The following is a 19,968-nucleotide window of genomic DNA, read 5'->3' on the forward strand; positions in this document are numbered from 1 at the left end:
TCATCGCATTCCGGATGTCGTCCCATGCATACCCGACAGCCTACCGAACTCGCCCTGGAACACGTCCGCTCGCTGGTCGAGCGCGCTGACGAGCCACCTACCCTGCAGGCATTGGCCGAAGCGGCCCAGCTGAGCCCCAGTCATTTGCAACGCGCCTTTCGGCGTCGCTATGGCATGAGTCCGGCCGAGTACCACCGTGCACGGCGCTTCGGCCAGCTGAAGACGGCATTGCGCCAGGGAGCCGCCGTGACCGATGCGGTATACGACGCCGGCTTCGGCTCTGGCAGCCGTGTCTATGAGCACAGTGATCGCCTGCTCGGCATGACCCCCGCCAGCTATCGCGCAGGCGGCGCGGGCGCGGATATTCGCTACACCACCACCGGCACGCCACTCGGCCGCCTGCTGGTGGCCACCACCACACGCGGCATCTGCTCGGTGACGCTGGGTGATACGGACAAGCAATTGGAGGCACGCCTGGCGGACGAGTTTCCGAAGGCGACCCGCCAACGTGTGGATGCCGGCCGCGAGGAATGGCTCGACGCCGTGATCGCGCGCATTGCCAGCGAACTGGGCTGGCGTGATGCGGATGCGCCCGCACTGCCCCCGCTCGACGTGGCGGCCACGGCCTTCCAGTGGCGTGTGTGGGAAGCGCTCACGCGCATACCCCATGGCGTTACCAAGAGCTATGGCGAACTGGCTGCCGAGCTGGGTGTGCCCAAGGCCGCGCGCGCGGTGGGCCGCGCCTGTGGCAGCAACCGGCTGGCACTGATCGTGCCGTGTCATCGCATCGTGCGCGAGGATGGTTCGCTGGGCGGCTGGCGCTGGGGCGTGGAACGCAAGCGCGAACTGCTGGCCAGCGAACACACGGGCGACATCGCGGAGTCGAGGCGCACCGCTGCCGCCTGAGCGCATGGCGACTTGAGCGCGCCTCAACACTGCCTTGCACAAGCCTCGCTTCTGCCTGCGGCACGGCCGGATTATCGTCAGGCTGTCTGTAAACTATGCCGAGCATCCGCCCCGCGATGTCTTCCCCCGCGCAGTCCATGACCGACACGACCAGCCCAACCGCCGTTGCCGCGGCGCCAACCCCTGTTGCCAACACGCATGTGATGGTGCCATTGGCCCTGTTCGCGCTGTACATCATCTGGGGCTCGACCTATCTGGGCATCCGCTATGCGCTGGAAAGCTACCCGCCCTTTCTGCTGGCAGGTATCCGCTTTCTCGGCGCGGGCATTGCGCTGTTTGCGTTCCTGCGTTTGCGCGGCGTAGCGCTGCCGACCGCGCGCCAGTGGCGCAACGCGGCAGTCACCGGCGTGCTGCTGCTGGGCTTTGGCAACGGGCTGGTGTGTTTTGCCGAACAACATGTCAGCTCGGGCATCGCCGCGGTGGCAGTGGCCAGCATGCCGCTGTTTGCCGCGCTGTTCTCGGGCATGTATGGCGAATGGCCGACGCGTCGCGAAACCGTGGGCCTCGTGATCGGCTTTGTCGGCGTGATCGTGCTGAACCTCGGTAGCGGCCTTTCCGGCTCGCGCCTGGGCGCCATCGCCTTGCTGGTGGCCGCGATGAGCTGGGCCTTCGGCTCGGCCTGGAGCCGCCGCCAGGACATGCCGGCCGGCCCGATGAATACCGCCGCGCAAATGCTGTGCGCCAGCGTGGCGTTGCTGCTCATCGGCTATGGCAGCGGCGAGCACCTGCCCGCGCATCCCACGGCACGCGCCACCGCCGCCGTGGTCTATCTGGCGGTGTTCGGCTCGATCATCGCGTTCAGCGCGTACCTGTATGTGCTCAAGCACGCGCGCCCCGCACTGGCGACCAGCTATGCCTATGTGAACCCGCCGGTGGCGGTGCTGTTCGGCGTGATGCTGGCGGGCGAAAGCGTCGGCCCGTATGACATCGCCGGCATGGCGATCATTCTGATCGGCGTGGGAGCGATCACCCTGGCCCGCATGAAGCGCCAGCCCGCCGGCGGCCGTTGAGTCGCAAGCGGGAGCGCAGTCGGCATCACAACTCCCGCAGTGCTGTGGTGACTGGCAGTCGCGCGGCGCGCATGGCGGGAAACAGGCCGCCGATGAAGCCAATGGCCAGCGCCCACTTCAGCCCCGTCCACATCAATTCGGGCGACACCTTCAGTTCGAAACTCAGCTTGCCGACGGTGCCCGCAGCCAGCGTCGATGCGCTGTAGCCGTTGAACAGCAACCAGGCCAGCACGCCGCCCAGCACGCCGCCGATCAGCGCCAGCAGCATGGTTTCCAGCATCACCGCCACGACCACCGGCAGCCCCGGGAAACCGATCGCGCGCAGCGTGGCGATTTCCCGGGCGCGCGCCGCCACCGCGGCAAACATGGTGTTGAGCGCGCCGAACATCGCGCCGATGGCCATGATCAATCCCACCGTGATACCGATGACGCGGATCACCTTGGTCATGCCCTCGGACTGCTTGCTGAAGTAATCGAGCGTGGTGCTCACGTCGATCTTGAGCTGGGGATTGGCTTCCAGTGCGGCCTTGAAACCGTCGTAGGCCTGCGCATTGGTGAGTCGCACCATCACCGACGTGCGACTGCTGCCGCGACGATACGTATCGGCCACGACGCTGGCGTCGCCCCACACTTCCGAATCCATCGCATCGCCCGAAGAGAACACGCCCACTACGGTCCATTGCTGGTTGCCCAGCCTTATCGTATGGCCCGGCACCAGCCCGGCGAACTCCCTGGCCGCGCCCTTGCCGACAATCAGCTCGCGCATGCCCGGCTGGAAGTTGCGCCCTTCCACGATCTTGACGTTGGGACGCACCGCCCACGCCTGCTCGCTGACGCCGCGCAACTGCACGCTGCCTTCATCGTCCGCACTGCCGCCCTTGAGCGGAAGATTGGCCGCGACGACGATTTCGGGCGAAGCGATCGGCTGGTCCTTGGCATCACGGGCAACGCCCGGCGCCTGCGGAATCAGCACGACGCTGTCGTGATCGAGCACGGACATCACCTCCGATGCCGATGAGCCGCGCATCACGATGGCGGTGTCGGCGCTGCCGGTCTTGCGCAGGGTTTCGGCATAACCGTCGCCCATGGCCAGCAGCGCCACCAGCACGCCGACCACGCCGGCAATGCCGATCACGATCACCGCCGATGAGCCAAGGCGTTGCCCCAGCGTGCTGATGCCGACAGTGGTCACCGAAGCGGCCTGCCGACCGCGACGCGTGAACGCCATCCAGGCGGCAAAGACCACCAGCAAGGCCACCACTCCGTACCATGGCAGCACGATCCACACCGCGAGCACGGCGGCAATCAGGAGCAGCAGCAGGATATTGGTCAGTACCTTCATGTCGCTCTCCTCAGCGTCCCGCCAATGCATCGACGATGTTCAGGCGCATCGCGCGCAGCGCCGGCAAGGTGCCCACCAGCAAACCGATGGCGATCATCAGCACCACGCCCAGCAACCAGCTGTTGGCCCCCACGCTGGGCAGGTTCAGCATGCCGCCGCTGCCCGCGCTCACGACGGGAATGATCAAGGTCGCCAGCCCCAGCCCGATCACGCCACCGATCAACAGCAGCAACACGGACTCGGCGAGCACGATGGCCAGCACGGCATGATTGGAGAAACCGATGGTCTTGAGCACCGCCAGCTCGCTGGTGCGCTCGCGCACGGCCTGCATCATGGTGTTGCCCGAAAGCAGCAGCAGGGTGAAGAACACCGCGCCCATGATCGAGCCCACGATCAGGCCGATGTCGGCCAGCTGCTTCATCCAGTTGGCGGTGGCGGCTTGCTCGGTCTGCGTGCGTGTCTCGTGATCGGAGTTGGCCGAGATGGCGTCGATGGCCTTGGCCACCCGGTCGGCCTGGTTCACATCGGCCACTCGCGTTACATACCAGCCCACGGTGCCACGGTTGAACGGCGTGGTTTCGTCGAAATACTTCCAGTGCAGCAGCAACAGCTGGTCATAGAAGCCGCTGGTCTTCTTGTCCTTGGAATGCATGATGCCGACGACGTCGAAGGTCCAGTTCTTGCTGCCCTGGTGATTGGGGAAAATGGTCGACTGCAGGGGAATCTTGTCGCCCACTTTCCAGTTGAAGCGCTTGGCCAACGCCTCGCCGACCAGGATGCCGGTGCGCGTGTCGTCGAAGGCCTTGCGCTCGGCGGCACTCACTTCGATCTCCGGATACAGGTCGATGTAGTTCGGCTCCACCGCAAAGCTGAAGACCTGGTTGTGCGGATCCTGATAGGCGCCGCCGAACCAGTTGGCATACGTCACCATCTTCACGCCCGGCACCTGGGCGATCTGCGCTTCCAGCGATTGCGGCAGGGTCTGGATGAAGGAGAGCCTGGAGCCGGTCTGCAGGCGTTGCGCACCATTGGCGCTCTGCCCCGCCTGGTTGAACGAGGTGCGCACGGCATCGAGCATGCCAAACAGCAGGAACGCGGCGATGATCGATATCAGGGTGAGTATCGTGCGGGCCTTGCGCCGGAACAGCGCGGCCCAGATGAGATGGAGATATTTCATCGTCGCATCCTCACGCCAGCGCCTGTTCGACCAGGGTGCCCTTGTCCAGATGCAGGGTGTGGTTGGCGTACTCGGCCGCCTTGGGATCGTGCGTGACCATCACGATGGTCTTGCCGTGTTCGCGATTGAGCACGCGCAACAGGCCCAGCACGTCTTCGGCGGACTGGCGATCCAGGTCGCCGGTGGGCTCGTCGCACACCAGCAGGGTCGGGTCGGAAACGATCGCGCGGGCAATCGCCACACGCTGCTGCTGCCCGCCGGAAAGCTCGCTCGGCTTGTGCGAGGCGCGATCGGCCAGTCCCACCAGCTGCAGCGCGATGCCTGCATTCTTGCGCCGCTGCGCGGCCGAGAGCTTGGTCAGCAGCAATGGCAACTCGACGTTGCGCTGCGCCGACAGCATCGGCATCAGGTTGTAGAACTGGAACACGAAACCCACATGCGACGCGCGCCATTTCGCCAGCGCGCCGCCGCTGAGCTGGTCGAGCCGCTGGCCGGCCACGGTGATGCTGCCGCCGGTGGGCGTGTCCAGTCCGCCGATAAGGTTGAGCAGGGTGGTCTTGCCCGAGCCCGAGGGGCCCATCAGAGCGAGGAAATCGCCCTCGGCGATGTCCAGGTTGATGTGGTGCAGCACTTCCACTTTCTGCTTGCCGCGTTCGTACACCTTGGAGAGGTCGCGGGTTTCGATCAACGTGCCCATGCTTGTGCTCCCGAGTTGTTTGGCCTGGCATCGCCCATGGCGATGCGCCCGATCACGCGCTGCGGTTGGACCACCCGCTCATTCCTTTGGCTTGGCTGGCAGCGCCACGCGCATGCCGTCCTTCAGTTCCGCCGGTGGCGACACCACCACCGTATCGCCCGCTTCCACGCCCGCAGGCAGCAGGCGCAGTTCGCCCTGGCCCGATCCGGCCGGCGCCACCGTGCGTTGCTGCACCGTGTCGTCACGCAGCACGAACACCACCGCATGTCCATCGCGCTGCGCGATGGCGGACGCCGGCACCAGCACGCCTTGCGGTGCCTGCACCGACGGCTGCGCCTGCTTCTGCTCCAGGAACGACACGCGCACGCCCATGTCCGGCACGATGCGTGCGTCCTTGTGCTCCAGCGCCACGCGTACCTTCACCGTGGCCTTGCCACGGTCGGCCGCCGGCACGATGGCGATGACATGCGCGGGAATCTTCCAGTCCGGGTAAGCGTCCAGGATCGCCTCGGCGGGCATGTCCGGCTTCACGCGACCGATATAGGCCTCGTTGACGTCCACGTCCACTTCCAGCGAATCCATGTCGACGATGGTGCCCACGCCGGTACGGGTGAAACCGCCGCCGGCCGAGAACGGCGAGATGATTTCGCCGATCTGTGCGTCCTTGGTGGTGATGACGCCATCGAATGGCGCGCGGATCACGCAGTAGTCGAAGTTCACCTGGGCCTCCACCACCTGGGCGTCGTCCGATGCCGCGGTGCGTTGCTGCGAGACCAGCTGCGCGCGGGTGGTGTCGACCAGGGTGCGTGCCTGTTCGGCATCCTGCTGCGGCACCAGACCCTTGGCAGCCAGCGTTTCCTCGCGCACGGCGTCGCGCTGGTTCTGCGCCAGCTGGGCCTGGTACTGCGCCACCAGCGCGTGCGCCGCAGCGGCCTGGGTACGCGCCGCATCCAGCGCGGCCTTGTATTGCGCATCGTCGAGACGAGCCACGATCTGGCCCTTCTTGACGTGGTCGCCTTCCTCGATCAGCACCTCGGTCAGGGTGCCGGTGATCTGCGCCGACACCGTGGCCTGTCGCCGCGCGGTCACATAGCCGGTGGCCTGCAACACCGCGCCCGCGGCCGCGCTCGATGCTGCCGACTGCGCCTGCGCGGTCTGCACCTCGACCGCGCGCTTGCCCAGCAGCAGCCAGCCGCCCAGGCCCGCCAGCACCAGCAGCCCCAGGATGCCGCCGACGATCCATGGCCAACGGCCGGTGCCCTGGCCATGATCTTCGCGCTGGTGCTTCTCGATGCGCAGTTCCTTCAGTAGGTCCGCATTCGCCACACTCACTCCCTGCCGGCCCCAGCCGGTTGCACGATGCATCACACGATGAAGGCGGGGCCATCCTGCGGCCAGAGCGCCCCATCAGCCATTGGCAGTGACAGCTGTCACCTGGCCTCCCCAGCACAGGTCTGCAGCCCGGCCGGTTGTACTCGCACGCTCCGGCGGAAAAAAGCTGACGCGGCAAGTGACTGGCGCGCTTGGCCCCGGGTGCTAATCTTTCGCCCCATGTCATACGCCATCACACCCCCCACTATCCCGAGCCTGCCGATCATCGGCAGCGAGCAGCGCTTTCCGGTCCGTCGCATCTTCTGCATCGGCCGCAACTACGCCGAACACGCCCGCGAAATGGGCGCCACGGTGGACAAGGACACGCCGCTGTTCTTCTGCAAGCCCGCCGATGCCGTCGTTACCGATGGTGCCGACGTGCCCTATCCGCAGGCCACCAGCGATCTCCATCACGAGGTGGAAATGGTGGTGGCGCTGGGCTCCGGTGGCCGCGATGTAAGCGTGGAGCAGGCGGCCGGGCTCATCTGGGGCTACGGCGTCGGCCTGGACCTTACCCGCCGCGACCTGCAGGCGGTGGCCAAGGCCAAGAGCCACCCATGGGATGTCGCCAAGGCCTTCGACCACTCCGCACCGGTGTCCGCCCTGCGCCCCGCCAGCCAGGCCAAGCTCGATGCCGGCACCGCCCTGACGCTAAGCATCAACGGCGAGCTGCGCCAGCAGGGCCGGCTGGGCGACATGGTGCATGGCGTGGCCGAGGTCATCGCGATCCTCTCCACCCTGTTCGAGCTGAAGGCGGGCGACCTGATCTTCACCGGTACGCCGGCAGGTGTTTCGGCGCTGCACCGCGGCGACCGCTTCCATGCCGAACTGGCCGGGGTGGCGACGCTGGACGGCCGCGTCGCCTGATCCCGCGAAGACCTTGCGGACACGTCCGCCTGTCGCGTTCGGGCCAAGCTGCGTTAGAGTTCCACCGCCATCCAGCCTAAGGGAGAGAAGCGTGAGCATCCTCAAAGAGTTCAAAGAATTTGCCATGCGTGGCAACGTGATCGATCTGGCCGTCGGTGTGGTCATCGGCGGCGCATTCGGCAAGATCGTCACTTCGCTGGTGGACCAGATCATCATGCCGCCCATCGGCCTGCTCACCGGCGGCATCGATTTCTCGCAGAAGAAGTGGGTGCTCAAGGCGGCCGACAACAGCGACCCGGCGCACAAGGTGGCCGAGGTGGCGATTGGCTATGGCACCTTCATCAACACGTTGATCCAGTTCCTCATCATCGCGTTCGCCATCTTCCTGGTGGTCAAGGCGATCAACAAGCTCACCCGTCGCCAGGAGGCCGCGCCCGCACCGCCGCCGGCTGACGTGGTGCTGCTCACCGAGATCCGCGACCTGCTCAAGTCCAAGCCGTAATCCGCCATCCACGAGTGCGCCGCGCGCGTGGCGCCCTCGTATCTCCCCTCCCGTGACTTCTGACCTAAGCGCATTCCCCTGGGCACGCGATAATCGCGGTTTCCGCCCAAGGAGTCTTCCATGCGCCGCCTGCCGCTTTCCCTGCTCACCGCGAGCCTGATGCTCGCCATCGGCACCGCACAAGCCACCAGCCAGACCAGCATTCCCGCGGCGGCCGTAAAGACGGCCGAACAGTTGCGCGACAAGGCGATGAATGACGACACCGGCTACCAGATCGTCGAATCGCTGACGACGGAAGTGGGCCCGCGCCTGGCCGGCAGCCCGGCGGACCAGCGCGGCCGCGAATGGGCCATCGCCAAGTTCAAGGCACTGGGCTTCGACAAGGTCTATACCGAACAGGTGAGTTATCCGCTGTGGGAACGCCGCAGCGAGCACGCCGAGATCGTCGCGCCGTTCCCGCAGCCGCTGGACCTGATCGCGCTGGGCTACTCGGCCGGTACGCCCAAGGGCGGCCTCACCGCCCAGGTAGTGAAGTTCGACAGCCTGGAGGCGTTGAAGAAGGCTGACCCGGCCAGCGTCAAGGGCAAGATCGTCTATATCGACGCACGCATGCAGCGCCACAAGGACGGCCATGACTACGGCATGGGCTCGGCCATTCGCATGGGCGGCCCGGTGATCGCCGCCAAGCTGGGCGCGGCGGCCTTCCTGCTGCGCTCGGCCGGCACCGACGCCAACAGCCGCACGCCGCATACCGGTGTCACCGGCTTCAAGGACCCGAAGGAGGCCATCCCGGCGGCTGCCCTGTCCAACCCGGATGCCGACCAGCTGTCGCGCGTGCTGGCTTATGGCAAGCCGGTGAGCATCAAGCTCGAACTCGATTGCGGTATCACCGGCACCTATACCGGCGCCAACGTGATCGGCGAATTCACCGGCAGAAAGTATCCGGACCAGGTGGTGGCCATTGGCGGCCATCTCGATTCGTGGGACCCGGGCACGGGCGCCATCGATGACGGCGCAGGCGTGGCCATCGCCATGGCCGCGGGCAAGCTGATCGGCGAACTGCCGCAACGCCCGGACCGCACCATCCGCGTCATCGCCTTCGCCAACGAAGAGATGGGCCTGTGGGGTGGACGCGCCTATGCGGACAAGCACGCCGCCGAAGTGGGCAAGTTCCAGCTCGGCACGGAATCGGACTTCGGCGCGCGCAAGGTGTGGCGCATGAGCGCCAGCGTGAAGCCGGAGGCACGTGGCGCCATCGAACAGATCGCGCAGGTGCTGTCGCCAATCGGCGTGGCCTATGACGCCGCCATGCCTGGCGGCGGCGGTTCGGACCTGTCGCAGATGCATGCCAAGGGCATGGCGGCGCTGTCGCTGACCCAGGACGGCACCGACTACTTCGACTATCACCACAACGCCAACGACACGCTGGACAAGATCGATCCGAAGGAGCTGGCGCAGAACGTGGCCGTGTATGCGGCGTTCTCGTACATGGCCGCCCAGGCCAACGGCGATTTCGGCTCGGCACCGGGCGCATTTGCGAAGGACGGCGCGGAAGACTGATAGCGCCCTACGCTCCAAGCCAAAGGGCGGCCAGCTGGCCGCCCTTTTCGTTTCAACCCTGCAGCGATTCGTCAGCGCATCAGGACTCGGCTTCGTCCGGCGCGTTGCCTTGGTCGAGCGCCTGCAGGTTTTCCTTCATGCGGTTGATCACGTCCAGCGCCTGCTGCAGCTCGGGCACGGTGATGCCCTGGGTGGCGTCCTTGCGCAGGCCCTGGGCGATCAGCTCCATATCGGCGATCACCGCGCGCGCCTGGTCGGTCACGTACAACCGCCAGGCGCGACGATCCTTCGGATCGGGCCGACGCTCGACAAAGCCGGCTGCCTGCAGGCGGTCGATCACCCGCCCCACGGCGATGGGCTCCATCTCCAGCAGCTCGGCCAGCTCGGTCTGGCGCAGCCCCTCGCGGTAATACAGCATCTTGGTGGCCCGCCATTGCGCGCGGGTCAACCCGAATTTCACGGCGCGTCTGTCGAAGTGCTTGCGGAACAGCAAGGTCACATCGTTGAGCAGATAGCCAAAGGAAATGTCTTCCGCCTTAGTCATAGATGTGCAGTCGGTCCGCGCAAGCCAGGAATAGGATCAAGCATATGTCGCAAAATCTCACGAAGCCATGTCCATCGAAATCGTCATTGCCGACATCACTCAGTTGAACACGGATGCCATCGTCAACGCCGCCAACCCCAGCCTGCTCGGCGGCGGCGGCGTGGATGGCGCCATCCATCGTGCCGCGGGCCCGGAACTAATGGAAGCCTGCCGCGCCCTGCCGCAGGTACGCCTGGGCGTGCGCTGTCCCACTGGCGAGGCACGCATCACCCCGGGCTTCCGGCTTCCGGCCCGCTACATCATCCATGCCGTGGGCCCTGTCTGGCACGGCGGCACGCATGACGAACCCACCCTGCTCGCCGGCTGCTACCGGCATAGCATGACACTGGCGATCAAGCATGGGGTGGACTCCATCGCTTTTCCCGCCATCAGCTGCGGTGTCTATGGCTACCCGCCCGAACTCGCCGCGCCGGTGGCGCTGCGCAGCCTGCGCGACGCGCAACGGCCAGGGGCTCCGCTGCATGTCGTGTTGTGCTGCTTCGGCGAGGCCATGGCCGCGATCTGGCAGAACGCGCTCAATGATGCAGCTTGAACGGGTACAACGGTGGCAGGGGTGACGGGTTCGGCTCGCCGTCCTGCGGTCGCCAGGCAAAGCCATCGCGGAACGCGGCCGCCAGCTGTTCGCCCAGGCCAGACTGATGCTGCCCCGCATAGTGCTGGCGCTGCAACGCGGCAATCGCCTCGCACTGCGGCGCCGATGCCAATGCACGGGACAGCTCACCCAGATTCTGCAAGGCGGGCCGCTCGCTCCGTGCCCAGGCAAGCAGCGCGGCGGCCTGCCTTGCCGTGTCATCGCTCCTCTCTGCGGCAAGGAAAGCGGCGCGCAGCTGCGAGGGTGACGTGGTGCCTGGCTCCTTGCCCGCCGGGGGCGCCGCAACACGTGCGCCACGTCGACGCCAGCCGAACCACGCTGCCACGCTGATCACCCACAGGGCCAGGCTGCCCAGCGCCAGCCAGCGCCAGGGAATGCCCGGGGCGGCCACTCGGACGCTGGGGGAAGCGGTGGACGGCACCGTATTCGTCACGGGCGCGGGTGCGGCGGATACCTGGGCAGGCGTTACCGCCGCCGCGCCGATGGCGGGCAATACATGGAAGCTCTGCGCAGGAATGCGGGCAACTTCCATGCGGTCGGTCACCACGTTCCACCAGGTCAGCGTGGTTTCCGGAATGGTCAGCGTGCCGGCACGGCTGGGCACGATGGCAAAACCTTGCTGGCGACGCCCGACCAGCCATTGGCCATCCACGCGGGTGCCATTGACCGGCTTGTCCGGGTAGACGGTGGCGCCATCAAGCGTCGGCAGGCTGAGTGCCGGCAATGCTTCATACGGCAAACCGGTGGCCTGTACGCTCATCACCACGTTGAGCGCCTGGCCCACGCGCAGATCGCCCGATGCCGGGCCACCATCGAGACTCAGCGTCAGCTCGCGTGCCGGCAGCCATGCAGTGCGGGCTGCCTGCGCAGGTGCCGGGCGCACATCGATGGATACCGCGGGCGAGGATGCCGACACCGGCGTGGCGCTGCCGAAGAAGGCATCGGGGTCGTTCATGTCGACCATGTCGCCCTGGAACGCCACCGGTGGAATCTCCAGGTGGCCTTCGCGCTGCGGCATGAGCGCGTAGCGACGTTCGATCACGTTGTAGCGGCGTCCGCCACGCTCGGCCTGGTAGTTGATCTCATCGCCCAGGCGATGCACGTCGACGCCAGCCAGTTGCGGATCTTCCAGCGCGCCATTGGTGAGGTTGGCAGCGAAATAGAGACGCTCGGTGTAGACCAGCTGCTGCCCGACATAGCCGCTGGCCGGCTCGACGGTCGCATCCACGAAGACGTCTTTACGTCCGGCGGCCGATGCCTTGGGATCGGGCGCCACCACTTCGAGTTGCAACGGCTGCGTCACGCCACCCGCAAACGACAATGGCGGAATGATCAGCGTGCCCATATGCAGCGGCCGCAAGGCCACGCCGATGGTCAGCTGGGCCGAACGGCTGCCATTGATGATGCTGATGCTGGTGTTGCTCGACGTGCCGAGTACGGCGAAGTCCTTCGACAGCGCGCCAAGGTCCGGCGCGGCGGCCATGCCGCCGCCGTTCACGCGCAGGTTCAAGGTCACTGTCTCGCCCAGCGCCACCTGTGTGCGATCGAGCGCGGCCTGCACGTCGGTGGCGCGCGACACCAGCGGCCACAGGCAGGCGACCAACCACAACCAGGCAAACAAGCGACGCGATTTCACGGTGAATCGTCCTCCGGCGCCATGCCGCCATGGCGCTGCCGGTATTCAAGGTCGAACTTGCGGCGCAACAGGGCGCCCGGATCGTCGGGTACGCGCTGCAGCGCCTGCCGCACATCGGCGGGAAGCTTCGATTGCGCATCGTCCGTCGCCATGGCGCCAAGCTCATGCGTCGGCGGTTGACGCTGCTGGCCCGGCTTGCCCAGCGCCTGGTCCATCTGCTTCTGCAGCGCCTGCTGCGCCTGCGCCTCGCGGGCATGCTGTTCGGCCTGTTCCTGTGGCGTCTGCGGCTGGGTGCCCGCGGCATCGCTGGCCGGTTGGTCCTGCTCCGGGTTATGGCCCTGGGCATCCTTGTCGTTGCCGCTGCCCTGCGCATTGCCTTGGGCGTCCTGCGACGGCTTGCCCTTGCCATCGTCGGATTTGTCGTCGTTATCCTTTTGCCCCGCCTTGCCCTGCGCATCGTCGGGCGGCGTGGTCGACTTGCCTTGCCCCGACTTGTCCTTGTCGTTCTGGGCGCCCTTGTCCTGCTCCTTTGGCGGCGGTTGCTGCCGGTGCAACCAGTCTTCCACTGCCTTGCGGTTGGCAAGCGCATCCGCATTGGCGGGGTTGGCCTTGAGCGCACGATCATAGGCGTCCAGCGCACCTTGGTAGTCGCCCTGCTTGGCCAAGGCGTTGCCCAGGTTGTATTGCGCATCGGCCCCCGGCGACTGGCGCAACGCGGCAGTGGCGGCGGCGTAATCGCCCGCTCGATAGGCGGCAGCGCCACGCAGCTGCGGATCGCGCGCCAGCTGCTGCGCTTCCTTCGCCCGCCCCTGCTGGAGCGCGGCAGCGGCCTGCTGGTCGGGACGTTGCCACAGATCGCTCCAACTGCTGGCGTGTGCACTGCCGGGAACACCGGGCAGCAAGGTCAGCGCCAGCAATACCAGCCAGCCACGGCGAAACGTCATGGCGACCAGAGGCAGCAGCGGCAGCAGCAGCCACGGGCCGCGATCCTGCCATTCATCGCCCTGCTGGTCGCCGGCCAAGGTGGCGGCACCATCGGCGCGCAGTTCGCCGCCTAACGCGTCGATGTCGCTGTGGTCGTCGCTCATCGTCACGTAGCGGCCGCCGCCGGCCTCGGCGAGGGCACGTAGTGCGTCGTCGTGGCGGCGAGCCATGACCACTTCGCCCTGCGCATCACGCACGAAGCTCTGGTCGGCGAGCGGCACCGGCCCGCCCTGGGTGGTACCCACGCCGAGCACCGAGACGCGCACACCCTCGGCGAGCGCCTTGCGCGCCGCAGCCTGGGCCGCCGCGTCGGCATCATCGGTCACCAGCACCAGCGAGCCGCCACCGGCTTTGGCATCATGGATCAAGGCCACGCCACGCTCGATGGCCTGGGCGGCATTGTCGCCATCGGTCGGCATCGTATCCGGGGCCAGCGCATCCAGCAGGTCGCGAAGGCTCCCCGCGTCGGTGGTGAGCGGCGCCACCACGAACGCCTCGCCAGCGTAGGCGATCAAGCCATTGAGGCCATCCTTGTTCGCCGCCAGCAGGTCACTCGCCTTGTAGCGCGCACGATCCAGGCGACTGGGCGCCACGTCGCGCGCCAGCATGTGCTGCGACAGCGACAACGCCACCACCTGCGCGGCGCGCTTGGCGTACAGCGGCTGGGCGACACGACTCCAGGTCGGCCCGGCCATGGCCAGCGAAGCGAGGACCCAGCTGGCGATCACCACGAACGAAGACAGGCGCCGGCCACGCTCGCGTCCCAACAGCAAATACGGCAATAACTCGGCATCCACCAGTCGCGCCAGTTCCTCGCGCGCGACGCTGCGGCGCGAGGCCAGCGCCAGCAACATCGGCAGCGCCAACAAGGCAAGCAGCCACCATGGCCGCAAGAAATGGAATTGCTGCCAGGCGTCGGTCATGCCAACACCTCACGACGACGCTGGCGCGGCGCCAGCGCGATCAGCCAGGCCAGGGCGCCCACGGCGAGCGGCCAACGGAACAGTTCATGCCGGGGCCGCAGCGACGGGCCCTGCTGCGGCATCGGTTCGAGGGCGTCGATGGCTCGATACGCATCGGCCAACTGGCTCGAGTCGGTGGCGCGGAAATAGCGGCCGCCGGTCTGCGCGGCCATCGTGCGCAGCATGCCCTCGTCCAGATCTGCCGAAGGATTGATGGTGCGGGTGCCGAACAGGTCCGGAATGCGCATCTCGGTGGCACCGATGCCAATGGTATAGATGCGCACGCCGGCCGCCTTGGCGGCATGCGCGGCGTCCAGCGGCGCAATGCTGCCGGCGTTGTTGACGCCATCGGTCAGCAGCACCACCACCCGCGCCTGCTCCGGCAACGGCGCCAGCCGCTTCACCGCCACGGCGATCGCATCGCCGATGGCCGTCTCGGTGCCGGCCAACCCGACCGCCGCGCCCTGCAATTGCGCACGCACGGCGTTGAGGTCGTAGGTCAACGGCGTGACCAGAAAAGCGCGGCTGCCGAACAACACCAGCCCCATCTCGTCACCGCTACGACGCGAGATGAAATCGCCCGCAATGGCCTCGACGGCACCGAAGCGGCTGATCGGCTGGCCACCCAACCGCATATCGTCCGTGCGCATGCTGCCGGAGAGATCCACTGCCAGCATCAACGCCCGCCCGCTGCGTTGCTGTGCCTGCGGCGGCCCCACCCACTGCGGACGCGACGCGGCGACCAACAGGCACAGCCACGCCAACAGCAGCATCCACCATCGCCAGCCACCCTCGCGCTTGCCGCTGGCCACCGCCAGTTGCAGACCCGGATGCGGCAGATGCAAGGCCTGCCCCGGCTCGACGCTGCGCAAGCCAAGGCGCAGCAACCAGGGCAGCGGCAGCAGTACGAAGACCCACGGCCAGGCGAGTTCAAACATGACTCGACTCCGCCGCGATCTGCGGCACCGCGATGGCTTTCCGTCCGGCGCGACGGCGCCAGGCCAGCAACAGCCAGTGGCGGGTCGCCGCGACCGTGGCGTCGATATCGAACGAGGCGCCGGGCCGGTACATGGCATCTTCCAGCGCCATCAGGCGATCCAGTGTCGACGCATCGACCGGAATCACCGCCAGCGTGCGCCGCCATTCATCACCGTGCCGATGGGCCGCCCCGGCGTCGTATCGCAATGCGCCTCGACGCAGCAGCTGATGCAGCCCGGCGGCGAGCATCTGCGGCTGCTCGCGCCAGTGCACGAGAAGCGCGTCCACTTCGCCCAGCAGGGCACGTTCAAGCACGCGGTGTCCGTGGCGTCGATGCCATAGCCAGACGGCGAGCGCCACCAGCCCCAGCAGCAGCAACGCAGCCCCCCACCAACCCGGCGCCGGCGGCCACCAGGGTGGGTCAGGAGGCAGATGGATATCGCGCAGCACCGGGCCTGTGGCTGGTGCCACCGTGGTTGCCGGGAACATCATCGGCGCGCTCCCGGCGCCAGCAGCGCGAGTACGGCATCGAGCGGATCGGCCGTGGTATCGATGGTTCGATGAGGGATGCCCAGGCCCTGCGCGACGCTGTTCAGCGCGGCCTGCCCGGCACCGAGCCGTTGCTGGAACTCCCGCCGCTGACGTTCGCCGAACAGGGCGACTTCGCGCCGCTCGCCATCGTGCTCCAGCGGATAACGCCCCGGCGGCGGCATGGACAGTTCCAATGCATCGGCGACCACCAGCACGCGGACCGCCGCCTTGCCAGCCAGGTCGAGCAGGCGTCCTCGCGCGGCGTCATCACAGCTGAGACCGTCGCTGATCAACAGCAGGCGATTGGTGCCGCGCATCAGGCGACTGGCGCGCAGCAGTGCCTGCGACAAGGACTCAGCTTGCGCATGCACGGCCGGCCCTTGCCCTTGCCATTCGGCCAGCGCGCCGCAGATCGCCAACGCACCGCGAGCGCCACCCTGTGGACGCAGCAGGCGATCACCGCCACCGAATTCCATCAGCCCCACCCGCTCGCCGGCCCGCACCACATACCAGGCCGCCAGCGCTGCCGCGCGGGCCGCCTGCACCGACTTGAAGCGCACGCGCGTACCAAAACGCATGCTTTCGTGGGTATCGAGCAGGATCAGCAAGCGACCTTCGCGTTCTTCCTGGAACAGCTTGGTATGCAGGCGGCCACTGCGCGCGGTCAGCCGCCAGTCGAGCCGGCGCACGTCGTCGCCGGGCTGATAGACGCGCGATTCGGCGTAGTCCATGCCGCGCCCGAACAGACGGCTGGACTGCTGGCCGGCATGCATGGCCCGGCTTTCCAGCCGTGGCAATGCCGCCTTGGCCACGCGCGCGCGCAACGCCACCAGCTCGGTCAGGCGGACGCGCGTGCGCCCGTCGCCATCATCAGGCCTGTTCACCGCGGCGTTCACGGCAGCGGCACGAGGTCCAGTACGCGCCGGATGACCTGGTCGCTGCGCACGCCCTCAGCCTCCGCCTCGTAGCTGAGCAGCACGCGATGGCGCAGCACTTCATGCGCGATGGCATGCACGTCTTCGGGCAAGGCGTAGTCGCGACCGGCCAGCCATGCGTGTGCGCGGGCGCAACGATCCAGCGCAATGGTGCCGCGCGGACTGGCGCCCCACGCGATCCAGCGCTTCAGTTCCGGCCCGTAGGCACCCGCGTTGCGGGTGGCCAGCACCAGCTGGGTCAGGTATTCCTCCAGCGCCGGCGCCATGTGCACGGCCAGCACGGCGTCGCGCGCGTTGAACACGTCGGCCTGGCTCAGGCTGGGGCGCGGCGCGGGCGCCGGGTGCAGGCTGTGACGCGCCTGTTCGCGCGCCAGCTTGAGGATCGCCAGTTCCGCCGCGGCATCGGGATAGCCGATGGTCACATGCATCACGAAACGATCCAGTTGCGCCTCCGGCAGAGCGAAGGTGCCTTCCTGCTCGATCGGATTCTGCGTGGCCATCACCATGAACAGCTCAGGCAGCCGCCAGGTGCTGCGCCCCACCGTGATCTGCCGCTCGGCCATGGCTTCGAGCAGGGCCGACTGCACCTTGGCCGGCGCACGGTTGATCTCGTCGGCCAGCACGATGTTGTGGAACAGCGGGCCACGCTCGAATTCAAAGCTGCCCGATTGCGGGCGGAACACGTCGGTGCCGGTGAGGTCGGCCGGCAGCAGGTCCGGGGTGAACTGCACGCGGTGGAAATCCGCCTCGACATGGGCCGCCAGCGCCTTGACCACGGTGGTCTTGGCCAGGCCGGGCGCGCCCTCCACCAGCAGGTGGCCATCCGCGAGCAAGGCCACCAGCAGGCAATCGATCAGGTGCGGCTGGCCGATGACACTGCGTCGCAGCTCGTCGCGAACGTGCAGAAAAGCCTCTTGCAGGCGAGATACGGGCTGGGCCTCGGGCATGTCCATCAGGGGTTCCATCATGATTTGGCGCCATCTAAGACCTTCGGGCGCGCCGGAAGTTTAATCCCCATGACTTCCGGCTGCGGTAAACCGGCGCCCCCAAGCTCGCCGCAAAGAAAAGGGCGGCCGGAGCCGCCCTTTTCGAACCGCATGGAAATCCCGGTTACTGCAGGCTTTCGCTGAGGATGCGCGGCGTCACGAAGATCAGCAGCTCCGCCTTGTCGCTTTCACGCGAGGTGTTGCGGAACAGGATGCCGATACCCGGGATGTCGCCCAGACCCGGCACCTTGGTCGCGGTGTTCTGCTTGGTGATCTCGTAGATGCCGCCCAGCACCACCGTCTGACCATTGTCGACCAGCACCGAGGTGTTGATCTCGCGGGTATCGATGGTCGGCACCTGGCCACTGCCCGGTACCGTGATGTAGGAGTCCAGCGCATCCTTCTTCACGTTGATCATCAGGTATACGCGGTTGTCGGCAGTGATGGTCGGCGTCACCTTCAGTTCCAGCACCGCGTCCTTGAACTGCACGGTGGCGGTGCCGCTGCCGGCCGCGCCGGTGGCGCTGTTCTGGTAGGTGACGTAGCCGATTTCCTGGCCTTGGCGGATCACCGCTTCCTGCTGGTTGGCGGTGATCACGCGAGGGCTGGAGATCACTTCGCCACGGCCTTCGGTCTGCGCAGCGGACAGTTCCAGATCCAGTGCGTAGTTCTTGCCCAGGATGGCCAGGCCGAAGCTGCCGGCCGGGCTGCTCACTGGCAGGTTCACATTGAGGCCGCTGGTGGTGCCGTCGCCACCATCGACACCACCCGTGGAGATCGTATTGTTGGAATTGACCTTCTTGCCCTGCAAGCCGAACTTGGCGCCCAGGTCGCGGGTGAAGTTGTCGGTAGCGATCACGATACGCGACTCGATCAGCACCTGCTGCACCGGCTTGTCGAGCACGGCTATCAGGTCCCGCAGCTCGCGGATCTTTTGCGGGTTGTCGTTGATCAGCAGGGTATTGGTGCGTTCGTCGAACGACACGCTACCACGCGAAGACAGGAAGCCGCGCGACGCATTGGTGTTGCCGCTGCCACCGCCCTGGCTTTGCAGGCTGCCCTGGGTCAGCAGCTTGGCGATGTCCTTGGCCTTGCCATAGCTGATCGGCACATAGTCGGTCACCAGCTGGGCATTGTCTTCGGCTTTCAGGCGGGCATCGGCGATGCTCTGCTCGTACTTGGCCAGCTCTTCCTGCGGCGCGATCCAGATCACGTTGCCGTTCTGGCGCTTGTCCAGGCTCTTGGCGCGCAACACCACATCCAGCGCCTGGTCCCACGGCACGTTGACCAGTCGCAGCGTGACGCTGCCGCCCACCGTGTCGGAAGCCACCAGGTTCAGGTTGGAGATGTCGGCGAGCAACTGTAGCGCCGAGCGCACCGGGATGTCCTGGAAGTTGAAGGTGACGCGGTTGCCGCTGTAGACCGGATCCTGGCCCTTGGCCAGCTTGCCATCGGGCGCCTTGTCGCTCTTCTTGGGAGCGACTTCGACCACGTACTGGTTGCCGCTCTGGTAGGCCGAGGTGTCCACCTGGCCCTTGATGGCGATCTCCATGTGCGCACCGCCACGGACACCAGCCTTGGTGACGATGGTCTGCACCGGGGTGGCGAAGTCGAGCACATCCAGGCGCTGGGCCAGGTTGGCGGGCAGATTCGCGTGATCTATGTCGATCACGACCTTGTCGCCCTGGCGCTTCATGTCGGCGTTGGCGCCGGCGCCGCTGAAGTCGATCAGGATGCGACCCTCGCCATTGGGACCACGGCGGAAGTCGATGTTGGATACCGCAGGCCCGGTCGCCAGCGACGGCAACGCCTTGGATGGGTCAATGATGGCTGCCGTGGTGGTGGTCGCCGCGTCGGTACCGTTGTTCACGGTCAGCACGAGGCTGTTGCCTTCCACGCGGGAGCGATAGGTGGAGTCGCGCAGCAACTCCACTACCACGCGGGTCCGGCCACCGGCCGACACGGCGGAGACGCCGGTGGTCGAGCCCTTGCCGATATCGATATGCCGCGGCGCCGCGTTGTCGGTGTCGGCGAAGTCGACCGCAATGCGCGGCGGATTGCCGGTCGTGAAGATCTTCGGTTCGGGCACAGGCCCCTGCGCGAAGTTCAGATGCAGCTCGATGCGGCCGCCCGGCAGCGTGTCGTAGCTGATCTCCTTCAGGGTGCTGGTGGCGGCTGCCGCCGTGTTCGACCAGACGGCGCCCAGCGTCAGCAGGCCCATGATCATGTAACGGCTAGCCTGGCGCATGAAACGGCCCCGAACAGGTT

At 66.8% G+C, this 19,968-nt stretch carries 18 protein-coding genes; 6 read left to right on the forward strand and 12 right to left on the reverse strand.

Annotation, left to right across the window (positions count from 1 at the left end; all coding sequences use genetic code 11):
• Positions 1-24: 24 nt before the first annotated feature.
• Complete coding sequence (locus MJ606_RS03085; RefSeq protein ID WP_243047940.1) at positions 25-906, forward strand: methylated-DNA--[protein]-cysteine S-methyltransferase; 882 nt, start codon at positions 25-27, stop codon at positions 904-906.
• 137 nt (positions 907-1,043) lie between these two features.
• Complete coding sequence (gene yedA, locus MJ606_RS03090) at positions 1,044-1,976, forward strand: drug/metabolite exporter YedA (protein WP_243047941.1); 933 nt, start codon at positions 1,044-1,046, stop codon at positions 1,974-1,976.
• Between the two features lie 25 nt (positions 1,977-2,001).
• Here yedA and MJ606_RS03095 read toward each other — a convergent pair whose 3' ends face one another.
• The 4 genes from MJ606_RS03095 to MJ606_RS03110 all read right to left on the reverse strand — a co-directional run bounded on the left by MJ606_RS03095 (position 2,002) and on the right by MJ606_RS03110 (position 6,518).
• Positions 2,002-3,318, reverse strand: a complete 1,317-nt coding sequence (locus MJ606_RS03095) for an ABC transporter permease (protein ID WP_243047942.1) — start codon at positions 3,316-3,318, stop codon at positions 2,002-2,004.
• Positions 3,319-3,328: 10 nt separating this feature from the next.
• Positions 3,329-4,495, reverse strand: coding sequence for an FtsX-like permease family protein (locus MJ606_RS03100; protein ID WP_243047943.1), 1,167 nt, complete (start codon positions 4,493-4,495; stop codon positions 3,329-3,331).
• A gap of 10 nt (positions 4,496-4,505) precedes the next feature.
• A complete protein-coding gene (locus MJ606_RS03105) occupies positions 4,506-5,192 on the reverse strand; it encodes an ABC transporter ATP-binding protein (protein ID WP_243047944.1) in 687 nt (228 codons plus the stop codon).
• 78 nt (positions 5,193-5,270) lie between these two features.
• On the reverse strand, positions 5,271-6,518 hold the full coding sequence (locus MJ606_RS03110; RefSeq protein WP_243047945.1) for an efflux RND transporter periplasmic adaptor subunit: 1,248 nt from the start codon (positions 6,516-6,518) through the stop codon (positions 5,271-5,273).
• 225 nt (positions 6,519-6,743) lie between these two features.
• Here MJ606_RS03110 and MJ606_RS03115 point away from each other — a divergent pair, with 225 nt between their 5' ends.
• The 3 genes from MJ606_RS03115 (at position 6,744) to MJ606_RS03125 (ending at position 9,492) form a co-directional block, all read left to right on the forward strand.
• Positions 6,744-7,430 carry a fumarylacetoacetate hydrolase family protein gene (locus tag MJ606_RS03115; protein ID WP_243047946.1) on the forward strand — a complete coding sequence of 229 codons (687 nt, stop codon included), beginning with the start codon at positions 6,744-6,746 and terminating at the stop codon, positions 7,428-7,430.
• Between the two features lie 91 nt (positions 7,431-7,521).
• Positions 7,522-7,932: a large-conductance mechanosensitive channel protein MscL gene (gene mscL / locus MJ606_RS03120; protein ID WP_243047947.1), complete on the forward strand. Its 411-nt coding sequence runs from the start codon at positions 7,522-7,524 to the stop codon at positions 7,930-7,932.
• Between the two features lie 120 nt (positions 7,933-8,052).
• Complete coding sequence (locus MJ606_RS03125) at positions 8,053-9,492, forward strand: M20/M25/M40 family metallo-hydrolase (protein ID WP_243047948.1); 1,440 nt, start codon at positions 8,053-8,055, stop codon at positions 9,490-9,492.
• A 79-nt stretch (positions 9,493-9,571) separates the two neighbouring features.
• Here MJ606_RS03125 and MJ606_RS03130 read toward each other — a convergent pair whose 3' ends face one another.
• Positions 9,572-10,036 carry a MarR family transcriptional regulator gene (locus MJ606_RS03130; RefSeq protein WP_243047949.1) on the reverse strand — a complete coding sequence of 155 codons (465 nt, stop codon included), beginning with the start codon at positions 10,034-10,036 and terminating at the stop codon, positions 9,572-9,574.
• A gap of 67 nt (positions 10,037-10,103) precedes the next feature.
• On the opposite strand from MJ606_RS03130, the gene MJ606_RS03135 reads away from it, so the two are divergent.
• The gene (locus MJ606_RS03135; protein ID WP_243047950.1) at positions 10,104-10,628 is read left to right on the forward strand and encodes an O-acetyl-ADP-ribose deacetylase; all 525 of its coding nucleotides are present in this window, start codon (positions 10,104-10,106) and stop codon (positions 10,626-10,628) included.
• Here MJ606_RS03135 and MJ606_RS03140 read toward each other — a convergent pair.
• The 7 genes from MJ606_RS03140 to MJ606_RS03170 form a co-directional block, all read right to left on the reverse strand.
• Positions 10,612-12,324 carry a BatD family protein gene (locus tag MJ606_RS03140; RefSeq protein ID WP_243047951.1) on the reverse strand — a complete coding sequence of 571 codons (1,713 nt, stop codon included), beginning with the start codon at positions 12,322-12,324 and terminating at the stop codon, positions 10,612-10,614. The two genes, MJ606_RS03135 and MJ606_RS03140, sit on opposite strands and share 17 nt — an antisense overlap.
• The gene (locus MJ606_RS03145; RefSeq protein ID WP_243047952.1) at positions 12,321-14,231 is read right to left on the reverse strand and encodes a VWA domain-containing protein; all 1,911 of its coding nucleotides are present in this window, start codon (positions 14,229-14,231) and stop codon (positions 12,321-12,323) included. Before MJ606_RS03145 ends, MJ606_RS03140 begins: the two co-directional genes overlap by 4 nt.
• Complete coding sequence (locus MJ606_RS03150) at positions 14,228-15,208, reverse strand: VWA domain-containing protein (RefSeq protein WP_243047953.1); 981 nt, start codon at positions 15,206-15,208, stop codon at positions 14,228-14,230. The genes MJ606_RS03145 and MJ606_RS03150 overlap by 4 nt, the downstream gene beginning before the upstream one ends.
• The gene (locus MJ606_RS03155) at positions 15,201-15,740 is read right to left on the reverse strand and encodes a DUF4381 family protein (protein WP_243047954.1); all 540 of its coding nucleotides are present in this window, start codon (positions 15,738-15,740) and stop codon (positions 15,201-15,203) included. Before MJ606_RS03155 ends, MJ606_RS03150 begins: the two co-directional genes overlap by 8 nt.
• Positions 15,737-16,663: a DUF58 domain-containing protein gene (locus MJ606_RS03160; protein WP_243047955.1), complete on the reverse strand. Its 927-nt coding sequence runs from the start codon at positions 16,661-16,663 to the stop codon at positions 15,737-15,739. The genes MJ606_RS03155 and MJ606_RS03160 overlap by 4 nt, the downstream gene beginning before the upstream one ends.
• An 8-nt stretch (positions 16,664-16,671) precedes the next feature.
• Positions 16,672-17,667 (reverse strand): MoxR family ATPase, encoded by a 996-nt coding sequence (locus MJ606_RS03165; protein ID WP_243048574.1) that lies wholly within the window; start codon positions 17,665-17,667, stop codon positions 16,672-16,674.
• Between the two features lie 157 nt (positions 17,668-17,824).
• Entirely contained in the window at positions 17,825-19,948 is a 2,124-nt protein-coding gene (locus MJ606_RS03170; RefSeq protein ID WP_243047956.1) for a type IV pilus secretin PilQ, read from the reverse strand.
• Positions 19,949-19,968: the final 20 nt, after the last annotated feature.

This window comes from Dyella sp. RRB7 (assembly GCF_022761115.1).
Classification (GTDB): Bacteria; Pseudomonadota; Gammaproteobacteria; order Xanthomonadales; family Rhodanobacteraceae; genus Dyella.

Excerpts from the sequence above, each read along its gene's own strand:
- MJ606_RS03085 (WP_243047940.1), top strand. The coding sequence starts at position 25 with ATGCATACCCGACAGCCTACCGAACTCGCCCTGGAACACGTCCGCTCG.
- yedA (WP_243047941.1), top strand. The coding sequence starts at position 1,044 with ATGACCGACACGACCAGCCCAACCGCCGTTGCCGCGGCGCCAACCCCT.
- MJ606_RS03095 (WP_243047942.1), bottom strand. The coding sequence starts at position 3,318 with ATGAAGGTACTGACCAATATCCTGCTGCTGCTCCTGATTGCCGCCGTG.
- MJ606_RS03100 (WP_243047943.1), bottom strand. The coding sequence starts at position 4,495 with ATGAAATATCTCCATCTCATCTGGGCCGCGCTGTTCCGGCGCAAGGCC.
- MJ606_RS03105 (WP_243047944.1), bottom strand. The coding sequence starts at position 5,192 with ATGGGCACGTTGATCGAAACCCGCGACCTCTCCAAGGTGTACGAACGC.
- MJ606_RS03115 (WP_243047946.1), top strand. The coding sequence starts at position 6,744 with ATGTCATACGCCATCACACCCCCCACTATCCCGAGCCTGCCGATCATC.
- MJ606_RS03125 (WP_243047948.1), top strand. The coding sequence starts at position 8,053 with ATGCGCCGCCTGCCGCTTTCCCTGCTCACCGCGAGCCTGATGCTCGCC.
- MJ606_RS03130 (WP_243047949.1), bottom strand. The coding sequence starts at position 10,036 with ATGACTAAGGCGGAAGACATTTCCTTTGGCTATCTGCTCAACGATGTG.
- MJ606_RS03135 (WP_243047950.1), top strand. The coding sequence starts at position 10,104 with ATGTCCATCGAAATCGTCATTGCCGACATCACTCAGTTGAACACGGAT.
- MJ606_RS03145 (WP_243047952.1), bottom strand. The coding sequence starts at position 14,231 with ATGACCGACGCCTGGCAGCAATTCCATTTCTTGCGGCCATGGTGGCTG.
- MJ606_RS03150 (WP_243047953.1), bottom strand. The coding sequence starts at position 15,208 with ATGTTTGAACTCGCCTGGCCGTGGGTCTTCGTACTGCTGCCGCTGCCC.
- MJ606_RS03155 (WP_243047954.1), bottom strand. The coding sequence starts at position 15,740 with ATGATGTTCCCGGCAACCACGGTGGCACCAGCCACAGGCCCGGTGCTG.
- MJ606_RS03165 (WP_243048574.1), bottom strand. The coding sequence starts at position 17,667 with ATGGACATGCCCGAGGCCCAGCCCGTATCTCGCCTGCAAGAGGCTTTT.
- MJ606_RS03170 (WP_243047956.1), bottom strand. The coding sequence starts at position 19,948 with ATGCGCCAGGCTAGCCGTTACATGATCATGGGCCTGCTGACGCTGGGC.